The organism is Flavobacterium sp. FG19, from assembly GCF_057809475.1.
Genome location: NZ_JBMDKA010000007.1, coordinates 219,690 through 232,081, shown reverse-complemented (window position 1 = coordinate 232,081; position 12,392 = coordinate 219,690). Strand labels below are relative to the sequence as shown.

The window sequence follows — 12,392 nt, the reverse complement described above, 5'->3', positions numbered from 1 at the left end:
TTTTTTTATGTGTCTTATTACGATTCTATAACTATTTTACCCCTTTGGGGTTTGCTGATAGGATAATTTTAGATATACCTAAAATGGCCGTATCAAAAGGACAGCTTTTTTTGTAAGCTTCGGAGAAGCGCCATCTTTATAGCCAGCAATTTTTTTTGCAATATAAAGCTCTGGAGGAGCGGCATATTTTTTTTACAATGTAATCTATACCGCTCCTCCGGAGCTTTTTTTATGTGTCTTATTACGATTCTATAACTATTTTACCCCTTTGGGGTTTGCCGGCAGAATAATTTTATATAATAGTAACCGAAAATGACTGTCTCAAAAGGGCAGTTTTTCTTTTTGTACGCTTCAGAGAAGCGGAATATTTATAGCTAAGAATGTTTTCTACAATATAAGCTCCGGAGGAGCGACATCCCGTTCAACAAAAAAGCTGTCCTTTTGAGACAGCTTTTTTAATTTTTATGATTTTAGAAAAGAATTTATTTCGCTGAAATATTTTTCCCTGGCATCCAGCCATCCATAATGTTTGCAGTTTTCCAGAAAAACCAGTTTTGAATTTGAATAGGCTTTGTGTCCAATTTCTCCAATTTCATTACTGATAATATCCTGTTTCCCCTGAATGATCAAAACCGGATTTTTAAATGTTTTCAGCTTGTTTCTGCAGTCAAAATTCATTTTCTGCATATCAGACCATAACAAGCCATTTATAACGGAATTTCCCTGTGTTAATCTTTCGGCAATTACCGGAATATATTTTGAATCAAAAACATAAGCCGGAGCCATCGCACGGCCGCGTCCTAAGCGGGCTTTGTGCGAAGTATCGCCTTTCTCGATTTTATCGTTCCAGTAATTCATAGAATCTTTTTCGGTTTTCGAAAGATTGGATTCGATTAAATTCGGGCCTTTTAATAAAGATAAATCAACACCTCCCGAAGACGATAAAACCAGTTTATTAATACTGTTTGGGTAAACCGTTGCATAATAAGATCCTAACATACCGCCAAAAGAATGTCCGAGAATATTCCACTTTTTGATTTTAAGATGTTTTCGTAAGGACTCGATATCATCGGCCATTAATTTCATCGAAATTGTCTTGGCATCTAATTTCGAAAGTTTCGATTTTCCGGTTCCTCTCTGGTCATAAATAATCGTCAGCTGGTTTTCACCCAGTATTTTTGCCATATCTTCAAAACCATTACTGTTCATTCCGGGACCGCCGTTTATAATTAAAAGCGGTTCGCCTTTTCCAAATGTTTTGTAATAGGTTTTACTGCCGTCGTTGTTGACAGCATAGCCTTCGGTCTGGGCAAAAATGTTTCCCAGAAAAAATAAAAAGCCGAGTATAAAAATCTTTTTCATCACGAAATTACGCATTCATGAGGGTTTCAATCTCGTCTGCTTCCACCGGAATGCTGCGCATTAGGTTAAAAGGTTCTCCTTTTTCCTGAACCACTACATTATCTTCCAGACGAATTCCGAATTTTTCTGCCGGAATATAAATTCCCGGTTCAACGGTAAATACCATATTCGCTTTCATTGGTTCGTGAAGCAGTCCGTAATCGTGCGTGTCCAGTCCCATGTGGTGAGAAGTGCCGTGCATGAAATATTTTTTGTAAGCTGGCCATTCCGGATTTTCATTCTGAACATCGGCTTTGTCCAATAAACCTAAACCAAGTAATTCCGAAGTCATAATTTTACCCACTTCAACATGGTATTGTTTCCAAAGCGTTCCCGGGGTCAGCATTTTTGTAGCTTCGTTTTTAACTCTCAAAACGGCATTGTAAACCGCTTTCTGACGGTCTGTAAAACGTCCCGAAACCGGAATCGTTCTGGTCATGTCGCTCGAATAGTTGGCATATTCAGCTGCCACGTCCAGTAATAACAAATCTCCTTCTTTACACTGCTGGTTGTTTTCGATATAATGCAAAACATTCGCATTGTTTCCCGAAGCGATAATGGGTGTATAAGCAAAACCTTTAGAACGGTTGCGAATGAATTCGTGTGCCAGTTCGGCTTCTACTTCATATTCCGTAACATTTGGTTTTACGAATCCTAATAATCTTCGGAAACCTTTTTCGGTAATATCGCAGGCATGCTGAATCAAGTCGATTTCTTCGCTTTCTTTTACCGAACGCAGTCTTTGTAAAATTGGGTTACTTTTTGCAACGTTGTGAGCCGGGTAACGTTCTTTCCACCATTTTACAAAACGGGCTTCACGGGTTTCTGTTTCCACAGTCGCACGGTAATGTTCGTTGGTGTTAATGTACATCGTATCGGCATAGGTCATCATTTCGTTCAAAATTTTATGAAAATCCTGTAACCAGTACACCGTTCTGATTCCCGAAACCTGAAAAGCGCGTTCTTTTGTTAGTTTTTCACCTTCCCAAACGGCAATATGATCGTTGGTTTCTCTCAGGAAAAGAATTTCTCTCTGGTGCTCATAAGGCGCATCCGGAAACAAAAGCAATACACTTTCTTCCTGATCTACACCGCTTAGATAAAAGATATCTCTGTGTTGTGCAAACGGAAGCGTACTGTCGGCACTAATTGGGTAAATGTCATTGGAATTGAACACGGCAACAGAATTAGGTTTCATTTCTGCCATGAATTTTTTGCGGTTTTTTACAAAAAGACCACTGTTTATTTGATGATATTTCATAATAACTGAGTTTTTGAACTTCGAATTTCAAAATTAATGATTTTGAAGCAACGGCGTATAATTGATTTATTAAAGTTTTCTTATTTATTGTTTTTGCCGCGAAGGCGCTAAGGCACAAAGTTTTTTTATCGCAAAGTTATTTCTTTGGCAGATTGAATAATCTCGCAAAGTCGCTAAAGCGCAAAGTTTGGTGGCATTCTAAACGGAAATTTGTTTTGCCTGTTCGTTATTGCTCGGTGCTCCTTTATTGAAACAGTATTGAAAGTGTCTCTAAAAATTAGGATTGTTCTTTAAGGCATTTATCAAATTGCAGTAATTTGTATCTTAGCTTTCACATAAACTAAAAAAGTATACAGCATGTCGATGACTCAGTTGGTTTTTTTGAAAAAGACGGCTTTGCCAACAAAATCAAAAATTGAAGAAAAGATTTTTGAATTAGGATATAATTTCAAAATCCTGGACGATTTTGAAATATTTTATGATCTGGATGGACTTAGTTGTATGATAAATGAATCTGAAACTTTCTTTGAGTTATATTTTGAAAAGCCTTCAGAAATAATGGATGATCTGGAATGGATTAAAGATGATTTAGCAGATGAAGATATTGCTATTTCATTTGTGTGGGGAAGTGACTTTGCGGCAGGTGCATGTATCGGACTTATTTCTGTAATACTTATTGACGAGTGTAATGCTCATGTTTATTATTTAGATGATAAAATGAAATATTCACGAGAAATGCTTCTTTCTGAAACTCCTCAATTCTTGAATGAATTGAAAAAAGAGAAAGAAAATAACGAGAAAAGTGCATCGATTCCTTCTATAGAAATTAAACAAACTCCGAAGAAAAATAGTTTTATGGAAAAAATAAAGAGGCTTTTTAATTAGAAGACATTTTAGATTAGTAGGTTTTTGATAGAGACACAAAAAAACCGAAGCTTTAAAATCTCAAAACTTCGGTTTGTAATTTTTATAAAAATAAAGTCTATTTCTGATCAAGCAGTTTCTCAAAAAGTGCCGCTTTCTCTTTTTCGGCTTCAACTAAACGTTCGTAAAGTTTTTTATTCTCTTCATGAGATTCCAAAAGTTTATCTAATGGATTAAAATTACAACTATGATTCACGGAAACAGAACCATTATCATAAGTATTCCCAATAATATTAAAAACCGCTTCTTCCGAAAAGTTTCTTATTACTTCGGCTGGCACGCCTAAAGCTTCTGCAATTCTTTTTAGTTTTTCGTCATCTACGCTTTCGCTTCCCTCAATAATAGATATAGACTGTTGAGTAGTGCCAATTGCCTGCGCAAGTGCTTCCTGTTTCATGTCTTTCAGTTCTCTGATTCGGCTGATGTTTCGGCCAATATGTCTGGGTTTTGGTGCAAAACAAGGCCGTCCTTGTGAGATACAAGTTACGGCTTATTTCTGATTGGGTAAAAATACAATTTTTCTGACTATTATTGGTTTTGAATTTAGATTTGTGTAATCTTGGTAACGACTTGTAGAAAATTTTTTATTTAGATAAAATGAGTGACCTGATAATTGAAAGCAAAGGGATAAAAACCGATCATTATTTTATACCGCCTTTTGAGTTACGAAAAGGCGAATTGGTTGTTATTTATCTGGCGGGCGGATGGCATTATGTTGAACTAAAAGCGCAATTAGAAGCTATTTTTACAGGACAGGCGAAGCACGAAAATGTAACAATAGTAAAGCCGCTGACTTTTGCAGCAAATTTTAAGGAGTCAGCTTTTTCAAGGATATTTAATCCCATTAAGGTAAATCGTTATTTAAAAAGAAAGGCAGATGAAAATAATCCGGTCATTTCAAAAATTTTCGAAATAGATACTTTTACAAAAAATGATAAAGTAAAAGATCTTGATAATAGTCAAAAGAAACGGCTCTCATTAGCTGCTGTTTTATCCAAAACTAAATATGTAGTTTTTGATATGAGAGGTGAAGGTCCTCTGCCGGAAGGAGCAAAAAAGACAGTTGATTTTGTGAAAACCGAAATTAAAAATGAAGGCGCGGCCATTTTAATTGACTGGTCAGACGATATGAAAGAGAATGGCTCGAAATTTATAGCTATGGAATGGCTCGCAGCTCCCGATGAATTAAGGAAGATTGGTGATAAAAGTGTAGCTCTTTCCCGAATGATTTAATAAGCTGCTATTGCTTCGAAATCTATAACTCTTTAGTAAATTATACTTATGACAAAACGTTCACTAATCGCATTTTTCCTTATAACACTGCTGTTGATTCTGTTTCATGGCATGTATAGAATTTACGAAGTCTTTTATCCGTCGTATTTTAATCAGGCCGAATCTGTGCAGACAGCCCTTGTGGGAAATGAGCCAATGCCTGATAAATTGGAAGTATTACTTTATGGGGTTAAAGATTTAAAAGTAATATTGGTAAGTATATTGCCGGGATTTTTAATTGTGTATGGTTTTGATTTGATAAAAAAGAAATAAAAAGTAAAGGGAATTTTCGATTGTTGTACATAACCAAATTTTTAAAAGCGCATTGATATGCTTTTGTTCAATACATAAATTATGACAGAAATAAATACTCAGATTTTAGATAGTTTAAAAGCTAGTGAACAAGAGAAAGAACAGTTTGTACTGACTGAGCTTGAAGATTCGAAAAACGAAACTTTTCATTCTTTTTATAATGGATGGAAAAACCAAAACCGTGAAGAGCATGAAAATGTAATGTTTGAAGAATTAAAAACCAACATTGAAAAATACTGGCTGGCCGAAAAATACAATAACGATTTGGAGCAAAGTTTCAATATGATGTATTTCGAACACGGCGGTTTGTATGGCGGAGAACTGGAAGCTTTTGCTATTGATTTTGATGATTCAGAATTATCAGGTTTTGCAATTGAAGAGGATAAAATGGAATATCTGGATACGATTTCCAGTCTGCCGGCTTTTGTTTCGCCTACTTTATATCATTTAACCGAAAACATACAGGGTCAGGAGAAAAATTTTGATGATTTTCTGGATGTGGTCAGTATTTACAATTTGGTCGAAGCAACAGCTTTAACCGAAATACATAAACTGTTTGAAAGGGCAGTTAAAGAAAACGTATTTGAAAAACTAAATATTAAAAAACCTTTCTATTTTACTGCTGCAGAACACGATGCGGGAGCACCAAAAGTAGTGTATGTTATTGAATAAAGAAAGGGCTCAAAATGTTTAGAAGTAAGTTTATATCATGAAAATCAAAATAATAATCCTGTGTTTTTTAATAAGTTTTTGTGGTTTAGCCCAGAAAAAAACAGTTTCAAAAAAACAATCATCGGCAGTTGAATTTGTATCTGTACGAAATGCGGAATTTGGATATACTTATTCATTGCCGGATAATGTAGATAATGAAATATCCGAATCAAAGAAAAACTATGAGCTAATTACGTATAAAGCCAAAGACGATAGTTTTACTATGAAGCTGTTCAGTGAAAATTATTTTGAAAGAAAGGACATAAATGTGAAACTTGAGGCGTATTTTGAAAAGATTACATCAGAAGGACACGAAGAAATTAAGAATCTGGTTATTTTTAAAAAGGTTTTAAATGTAAAAGAAAGAATGTTTACTATAACGGGGAAAACCGGAAATCTAAACTTTATCTGGAAAACCTATGTTTCAGAAATTCCTGTCAGCGGAGAATTCGTGTGTAATAATATGATCTTTTTGTATTCGAAAAAGGAAAGCCAAAAGCTGGGGAATAAACTCATCAGAGAGTTTGGGTTTTTCTAACAATTCATTCAGAAAAGTCAAAATTTTAAATTACAATGAACACCCAAAACCTAAAAATATTAAGATCCAGAATCTCCATTCCTTTAGACAAAGCCAGGCAGCTTTTAAAGAAACATAACGGTGATGCTGAACTTGCAGAACAGGATTTTCATGCAGAAAATATCAAAACGATTTGCGAACAGACCAATTGTGAAGAAGAGACAGCGCAAAAAGAATATCAGATTTGTAATCATGACGTAACTAAGACGATTGAAAGAATCAACCAGAAACTGGTTATTATTAGTACCGGAAATTCAGCTTCTAAAATAGGATTTGTTCTGTGGCCCGAAAGTGCCAAAGGCGAATTTTACAAAACAGCCAAACGAAATGACGCTTTTATCCCGACAGAAGATTTTGATCTTATTTTAAAGGAGTTTCAGTCCGTTTTTCCGGTAAGAAATCCACATCATAAGAGGTTAGACGATAAATTTGATGTTTTGGGACATAATTTTTTTGACAAGCAGACAGTAGTAAAAATCGTCGAAAACATAAGAAAGATTGAAACCAGCGACGAAAAAGAAAAAGCTTTTTTAACTGAATTCGCAGACTGGCTCAACGACAAATTAACTTACGCCGACTATATAGTAATCTATGGTAACTTGTAAATAATAAGTTCCGGCAAAATTTCACCTTCAGCAAGTATTAATAAAGTTAACCTGTTGAGTGAAATTAAAAAATATATTTTAACAGACAGAAACATAGTCCCGATCCCGAAATGTCGGGACGGGATTGCACCGAAAAAAGAGATCAAAAAGAAACAAGTTTCCACACATAGCTAAACTATGTGCATTTAAATTAGTGAAACGCCTTTTTTAAACCTTCAATATACTATGTTTCTATGTGTTGAAAATAGTTACACCCAATGGGTTAAAGTTGATATCAAAGTATTTGGGATTTGGTCCCGAAGCCTCGGAATAAAAATTGGGATTTCATCTGTATTTGGAATTTGGGATTTTTGTATTGGAATTTGGTCCCGAAGCCTCGGGATAAAAATTGGAATTTCATCTCTATTTAGAATTACCCTCAAAGAATTTGGAATTTGGGATTTTATTATTGGAATTTCATTTGTATTGGAATTTTCCCGGACAGAACTTCGTTTCATTTTATAACTTGCAACCTAATTCAGTATATAACAGCAGTATGTATTGGTAATTCCTGAATACTTTTGAATAAGTAACCCTGTAAACTTATTCAAATGAAAAGCGTATTTTCTTATGTATGCCTGTTTGTATTTATTCTTTCGGGCTGTAAAAAAGATTCAGATGTTAAGGATTCAAGTGGCAGTTCAGGTCAGTCCGCTGCAGAGGGTTATGAATTTGTTGGCGGTTATCCAACCGAAGCCACGATCAAAAAAGCCTACGACGATGCCGACTTGACCCGTGCCATTCAGGCTTATAAATTTTTCTATCCTACCGTTTCCGGTCAGGGAATGTTTAAAGGAAATGATCCTCTGGGCGTAATTGCCAATACTTCGTTTGGAACTCTGGATACGAAACCGGGACAGATTGGATTTACATTAAATTCGGATACACCGTACGGGCCAATTCCAATAAACCTTTCAAAAGGCCCCATGGTAATCGAAGTTCCCGCCGGACCGCTTATTGTGGTGGCCATGGACATTAACCAGCGCTGGGTGGCCGATATGGGAATTCCGGGCCCTGATGCCGGAAATGGAGGAAAACATCTGCTGCTGCCTCCCGATTATAAAGGTAAAGTGCCTTCGGCGGGGTATCATGTCTGGAAATCTTCTTCAGATAATTTAATTGTGGGTATTCGTTCGCTTCCCGTGGGCGGAGATGTCAAAGCGGCTATGGAGCGTATTAAAACCGTAAAAGTATATCCGTTAAATAAACCTGCAGGCTGGAAAGAACCAACCTGGCAGGAACTCACCGGAAAACCGCAAAACACAACCCCTATAGAATGGGAAAATAATTTTAAATACTGGCAAGAACTCAACGAAGTTATTCAGCGTGAACCGGCATACGCAGGTTACCGGGATTATTACGGAGAACTGGCCGTGCTGGGTATTGTAAAAGGAAAACCTTTTAAACCGGATGCCCGAATGAAAGCCATTCTCGAAAAAGCAGCTAAAATTGCCAATGCCCAAATGCGGGTACAGTCCTTTGCAGACCGCCGCCCGGATCGTGTAGTCTGGAAAGACCGCCAGTGGGAATGGGTAGCCCTTCGATTTGAAGACGGTGATTTTAACAGTACTGATTATGTCGATCTCGACGGCCGTGAAACCTGGTTTTATCAGGCTATTGGCGCTTCGCCTTCGATGTTTAGGCGAAAAGAAGGATTTGGGTCTTTGTACTGGCTGGGATTGAAAGACAATAACGGAAAATATGTAGACGGAAGCAAAACCTATAAACTGACCATTCCAACGCCGGTTCCTGCCAAATTATTCTGGTCTGTTACGATTTATGATGCCAAAACCAGAAGCCAGGTAGCCACCGATCAGGATAAGGCAGCGCTTCGTTCTTTGTTTGAACTAAAAGATAAAATGGGCGGAAAAAGCATTGATCTCTATTTTGGACCAAAAGCGCCCGAAGGAAAAGAAGGACAATGGATAAAAACCATACCCAATGTGGGCTGGTTTGCCTACTTTAGAATTTACGGACCCGAAGCCGCAGCTTTTAACGGCAGCTGGAGACCCGGAGATTTTGAAGAAGTAAAATAACTATTTGGTTAATTATTATTTTTTTGAGATTAAAACCTGTTCAGTCTGAGCAGGTTTTTTTATTTATTGGCTATTTTTTCTTCCAGATATAAAATCTGCATTTTCATGCTTTCGATCGTTTCTTTTCTCGATTCGGCCAGTTCTTTATAATTGACATTACTTTCTGCCTGAGAAGTTTCTGCTGTATGATTATTTTCTTCTTTAATCATAGGTCCTTCATTTTTAATCAGCCATTCGCAATTATATTTGGGATATTTTTCAACAACTTTCGAAATCCATTTTGATTGTATATCACTGTTGTTAGCGATAGCACGAGACAAAACACCTTTGCTGGCACCTATTACCAGCTCTAGTTTAGAAATAGTGATGCCTTCGTTTTTGGCTATCTGTTTGAAATTTTTCAAAATAGTATTCATTTGTGTAGGAAATTATCTTAAAATAATTTTTTAATGTTGAAAATTATCGTATGTTTGTTTTAATTTTTGAAACAAAAAAAGCAATGGACAAAAGTAAGACAAAAAATGGCAAATCCTATGATGCCACAGTATTAGAAGCTTTGTTTTTGAAATACGGGCTTTCAAAATATTATATCCGTCAGTGCATAAACGGGAGTCGTCAGGGTATAAAACCGGACTCTATTAAAAAAGATTATGCCACAATGGAAAAAGCCAACCGGAATGCAGCGCAGGAGCTAATAAAGAAAACCCTGGAATAAAAAGTTTTTGGATGGAGGAAACAGGCAGATGAAGTTGAAAATTAACAATTATATTATTTAAAAAATTATGAAGAAGTTTTTGAAGCTGGGCTTTGTGCTTGGCTGTATGGTAGTGAATACTATGAATGCCCAAGTAGGAATGTCTACCAATAATCCTAATAAAGATGCTGTTTTAGATTTAAACCAAACCGATGGTACCAGTATCAAAGGTTTACTGCTGCCTAAAGTAGCCTTAACCGGAATTAGCAGTTTTGCCCCAATGAAAGCACATGTGGCCGGAATGCATATTTGGAATACAGCCACGGCTGGAACAGGTGTCAATGCTGTGTCACCAGGGGAATATTATAACGACGGTGTAAAATGGGTGCGGCTGGCCTCCACTGCTAATGCCTGGATGCAGGATGGGAATAACAACGGAGCGATTAAGGCTATTGGAACCAATGATGCTTTTGATCTTCCGGTTAAAACCAATGGAGTTGAAAAAATGCGGGTAACCTCAGGAGGACAGTTATTAATCAATACAGCGGTACCTTTAACGGGAGGAGCTACGGCCAAAATGCAGATTAACAACGGTACTACTCCTGGTGCAATCCAGATTGTAGATGGCTCTGAGGGAGAGGGTAAAATTTTAACTTCAGACGGAGACGGGGTAGCAAGTTGGAAAAATCCAGGAACTCAGTATACTATTTTAGGAGTAATCCCAAATGTTGGTAATTATAAAGGGGTGACTTCAAGTAAAACGACATTTTATACAGAGTGTTACATTGATTTGCCCAAAGGACAGTGGAGTGTAACTATGACACAATGTTTTGGTGTCAGAGGAGCTAATTTGATTAGTCCTACTCGAAATAACCCCGGGTTTATGTCCTGTTTTTTGTCAACTTCCAGTACGTCAAATACTCCACCAGCTTATGCATCAAATATAAAATCATTTATTCTTAATCCTTCATATTTTGGTGCTAGTACAGCTGTTGAGTGTTTTGGTTCAGGTTCTATTCCCATAACTTTAAATGTGCCAACAAGGATATATGTGTGGGGGTTTGTTTCTTCAACTTGTTATACCAGTCTTCCTGCCGCAGAGAATACAGCAACGGCCTCTGTGTTTTGTTACAATGGAGATCCGGGTGCATATGGTCCTTATACGCAGTTATTCGCAACACCAATTACCTATTGATCATTCTTGGCGAATGTTTGTTTTGTCAGAAACTCTTAGCGATAAGTTACAGAAGTAATTTGTGAATTTCTCAGTATGCAGATGAAATTAAAAAATAACAACTATAGTGTTTTAAAAATCATGAAAAATTTTTTTATGGTAACCTTTATTGCCTTTACAATGGCAGGAAGTGTTTATGCTCAGGTAGGAATGTCGACTAACAATCCTAACAAAGATGCCGTTTTAGATTTAAACCGCACCGACGGAACCAGTGCTAAAGGTTTGCTGTTGGCTAAAGTATCATTAACAGGTGTCAACAGTGCAGATCCAATGTCTGCACACACAGCCGGAATGCATGTCTGGAATACCGCTACGGCCGGAGCCGGAACCAATGCTGTAACTCCGGGCGAGTATTATAACAATGGTGTACAATGGATACGCCTGGCTTCTAATGAGGATGTCTGGCTGCAGGATGGGAATAACAACGGAATGATTAAAGCTATTGGAACTAATGATGCCTTTGATCTTCCTGTTAAAACAAATGGGATTGAAAAAATGCGGGTAACCTCAGAGGGACAACTGTTGATTAATACAGCGTTATCTGGGTCTGCTGCTAAAGTACAAATTAACAACGGCACTACTCCTGGTGCTGTCCAGCTTGTAGATGGTTCAGAAGGAGCGGGTAAAATTTTAACTTCAGACGGAAATGGGGTGGCAAAATGGAAGTCGCCGGAAAGTCAGTATACTATTTTAGGAGTAATACCAGCACCTGGAAGTAAGGGGGTGACGGCAAGTAAAACAGTATTTTATACGGGTTGCTATATTGATCTGCCTAAAGGACAATGGAGTGTTACTATGACGCAGTGGTTTGGTGTTAAAGGAAATAATGCAATTACTCCTTCTCGAAGCAACCCTGGGTTTATGTCTTGTTTTTTGTCAACTTCCAGTACACTAAATACTCCACCAGATTATGCAGCAAATATCAAATCATTTATTCTTAATCCTTTGCATTTTGGTGCTCTTGATGCTACTGAGTGTTTTGGTTCAGGTTCTATTCCGATAACTTTAAGTGCGTCAACAAGACTATATGTATGGGGCTATGTTTCACCAGCTTGCTTTACAGGTCTTCCCGCTGCAGTAAATACTACACTGGCCTATGTGTATTGCTACAATAATAATTCCGGAACCTATGGTCCTTACACGCAGTTATTTGCAACACCAATTGCTTATTGATTTAATATTTTGTTTGTTTGATAAATATTGGGAGAAAACATTTTGTAATAAAAAAGAGTAAACTGGTTGCGCATTTGTAACCAGATTGCGCAGATTTGCAATCTGTGCCTGTAGCAATAAATAAATACAAAACACCGAAGCTATTCAAATAAC

At 37.0% G+C, this 12,392-nt stretch carries 15 protein-coding genes; 11 read left to right on the top strand and 4 right to left on the bottom strand.

Features of this window, described 5'->3' with window-relative positions; genetic code table 11:
* Positions 1 to 462: 462 nt before the first annotated feature.
* Together ACODST_RS09815 and ACODST_RS09810 are read right to left on the bottom strand one after the other, a co-directional pair.
* Entirely contained in the window at positions 463 to 1,377 is a 915-nt protein-coding gene (locus tag ACODST_RS09815) for an alpha/beta fold hydrolase (RefSeq protein WP_488931935.1), read from the bottom strand.
* Positions 1,370 to 2,662: an aminopeptidase P family protein gene (locus tag ACODST_RS09810; RefSeq protein ID WP_488931934.1), complete on the bottom strand. Its 1,293-nt coding sequence runs from the start codon at positions 2,660 to 2,662 to the stop codon at positions 1,370 to 1,372. The genes ACODST_RS09815 and ACODST_RS09810 overlap by 8 nt, the downstream gene beginning before the upstream one ends.
* 396 nt (positions 2,663 to 3,058) lie before the next feature.
* On the opposite strand from ACODST_RS09810, the gene ACODST_RS09805 reads away from it, so the two are divergent.
* Positions 3,059 to 3,547 (top strand): hypothetical protein, encoded by a 489-nt coding sequence (locus ACODST_RS09805; RefSeq protein WP_488931933.1) that lies wholly within the window; start codon positions 3,059 to 3,061, stop codon positions 3,545 to 3,547.
* A gap of 97 nt (positions 3,548 to 3,644) precedes the next feature.
* On the opposite strand, the gene ACODST_RS09800 is transcribed toward ACODST_RS09805, so the two are convergent.
* Complete coding sequence (locus tag ACODST_RS09800; RefSeq protein WP_488931938.1) at positions 3,645 to 4,064, bottom strand: helix-turn-helix domain-containing protein; 420 nt, start codon at positions 4,062 to 4,064, stop codon at positions 3,645 to 3,647.
* Positions 4,065 to 4,183: 119 nt separating this feature from the next.
* Here ACODST_RS09800 and ACODST_RS09795 point away from each other — a divergent pair, with 119 nt between their 5' ends.
* The 7 genes from ACODST_RS09795 to ACODST_RS09765 all read left to right on the top strand — a co-directional run bounded on the left by ACODST_RS09795 (position 4,184) and on the right by ACODST_RS09765 (position 9,138).
* On the top strand, positions 4,184 to 4,819 hold the full coding sequence (locus ACODST_RS09795; protein ID WP_488931932.1) for a hypothetical protein: 636 nt from the start codon (positions 4,184 to 4,186) through the stop codon (positions 4,817 to 4,819).
* 48 nt (positions 4,820 to 4,867) lie between these two features.
* A complete protein-coding gene (locus ACODST_RS09790; protein ID WP_488931931.1) occupies positions 4,868 to 5,131 on the top strand; it encodes a hypothetical protein in 264 nt (87 codons plus the stop codon).
* A gap of 81 nt (positions 5,132 to 5,212) precedes the next feature.
* Entirely contained in the window at positions 5,213 to 5,842 is a 630-nt protein-coding gene (locus ACODST_RS09785) for a hypothetical protein (RefSeq protein WP_488931930.1), read from the top strand.
* A gap of 37 nt (positions 5,843 to 5,879) precedes the next feature.
* Positions 5,880 to 6,419 (top strand): hypothetical protein, encoded by a 540-nt coding sequence (locus tag ACODST_RS09780; protein ID WP_488931929.1) that lies wholly within the window; start codon positions 5,880 to 5,882, stop codon positions 6,417 to 6,419.
* Positions 6,420 to 6,454: 35 nt separating this feature from the next.
* Positions 6,455 to 7,063, top strand: a complete 609-nt coding sequence (locus tag ACODST_RS09775) for a hypothetical protein (RefSeq protein ID WP_488931928.1) — start codon at positions 6,455 to 6,457, stop codon at positions 7,061 to 7,063.
* Positions 7,064 to 7,288: 225 nt separating this feature from the next.
* Positions 7,289 to 7,567 (top strand): hypothetical protein, encoded by a 279-nt coding sequence (locus ACODST_RS09770; protein WP_488931927.1) that lies wholly within the window; start codon positions 7,289 to 7,291, stop codon positions 7,565 to 7,567.
* Between the two features lie 86 nt (positions 7,568 to 7,653).
* Positions 7,654 to 9,138 (top strand): DUF1254 domain-containing protein, encoded by a 1,485-nt coding sequence (locus tag ACODST_RS09765; protein WP_488931926.1) that lies wholly within the window; start codon positions 7,654 to 7,656, stop codon positions 9,136 to 9,138.
* 59 nt (positions 9,139 to 9,197) lie between these two features.
* Here ACODST_RS09765 and ACODST_RS09760 read toward each other — a convergent pair whose 3' ends face one another.
* Positions 9,198 to 9,542 (bottom strand): hypothetical protein, encoded by a 345-nt coding sequence (locus ACODST_RS09760; RefSeq protein ID WP_488931925.1) that lies wholly within the window; start codon positions 9,540 to 9,542, stop codon positions 9,198 to 9,200.
* Between the two features lie 95 nt (positions 9,543 to 9,637).
* Between ACODST_RS09760 and ACODST_RS09755 the strand changes: the two genes are divergently transcribed.
* From ACODST_RS09755 to ACODST_RS09745, 3 genes are all read left to right on the top strand, one after another.
* Positions 9,638 to 9,853 (top strand): hypothetical protein, encoded by a 216-nt coding sequence (locus ACODST_RS09755; protein ID WP_488931924.1) that lies wholly within the window; start codon positions 9,638 to 9,640, stop codon positions 9,851 to 9,853.
* Positions 9,854 to 9,920: 67 nt separating this feature from the next.
* The gene (locus ACODST_RS09750) at positions 9,921 to 11,027 is read left to right on the top strand and encodes a hypothetical protein (RefSeq protein WP_488931923.1); all 1,107 of its coding nucleotides are present in this window, start codon (positions 9,921 to 9,923) and stop codon (positions 11,025 to 11,027) included.
* Positions 11,028 to 11,147: 120 nt separating this feature from the next.
* Entirely contained in the window at positions 11,148 to 12,239 is a 1,092-nt protein-coding gene (locus tag ACODST_RS09745) for a hypothetical protein (RefSeq protein ID WP_488931922.1), read from the top strand.
* Positions 12,240 to 12,392 lie beyond the last annotated feature (153 nt).

What these genes read in the sequence shown, in the direction of transcription:
- ACODST_RS09790 (WP_488931931.1), top strand. Translation starts at nt 4,868, where the DNA reads ATGACAAAACGTTCACTAATCGCATTTTTCCTTATAACACTGCTGTTG.
- ACODST_RS09815 (WP_488931935.1), bottom strand. Translation starts at nt 1,377, where the DNA reads ATGCGTAATTTCGTGATGAAAAAGATTTTTATACTCGGCTTTTTATTT.
- ACODST_RS09780 (WP_488931929.1), top strand. Translation starts at nt 5,880, where the DNA reads ATGAAAATCAAAATAATAATCCTGTGTTTTTTAATAAGTTTTTGTGGT.
- ACODST_RS09765 (WP_488931926.1), top strand. Translation starts at nt 7,654, where the DNA reads ATGAAAAGCGTATTTTCTTATGTATGCCTGTTTGTATTTATTCTTTCG.
- ACODST_RS09795 (WP_488931932.1), top strand. Translation starts at nt 4,184, where the DNA reads ATGAGTGACCTGATAATTGAAAGCAAAGGGATAAAAACCGATCATTAT.
- ACODST_RS09755 (WP_488931924.1), top strand. Translation starts at nt 9,638, where the DNA reads ATGGACAAAAGTAAGACAAAAAATGGCAAATCCTATGATGCCACAGTA.
- ACODST_RS09775 (WP_488931928.1), top strand. Translation starts at nt 6,455, where the DNA reads ATGAACACCCAAAACCTAAAAATATTAAGATCCAGAATCTCCATTCCT.
- ACODST_RS09810 (WP_488931934.1), bottom strand. Translation starts at nt 2,662, where the DNA reads ATGAAATATCATCAAATAAACAGTGGTCTTTTTGTAAAAAACCGCAAA.
- ACODST_RS09785 (WP_488931930.1), top strand. Translation starts at nt 5,213, where the DNA reads ATGACAGAAATAAATACTCAGATTTTAGATAGTTTAAAAGCTAGTGAA.
- ACODST_RS09770 (WP_488931927.1), top strand. Translation starts at nt 7,289, where the DNA reads ATGTTTCTATGTGTTGAAAATAGTTACACCCAATGGGTTAAAGTTGAT.
- ACODST_RS09750 (WP_488931923.1), top strand. Translation starts at nt 9,921, where the DNA reads ATGAAGAAGTTTTTGAAGCTGGGCTTTGTGCTTGGCTGTATGGTAGTG.
- ACODST_RS09745 (WP_488931922.1), top strand. Translation starts at nt 11,148, where the DNA reads ATGAAAAATTTTTTTATGGTAACCTTTATTGCCTTTACAATGGCAGGA.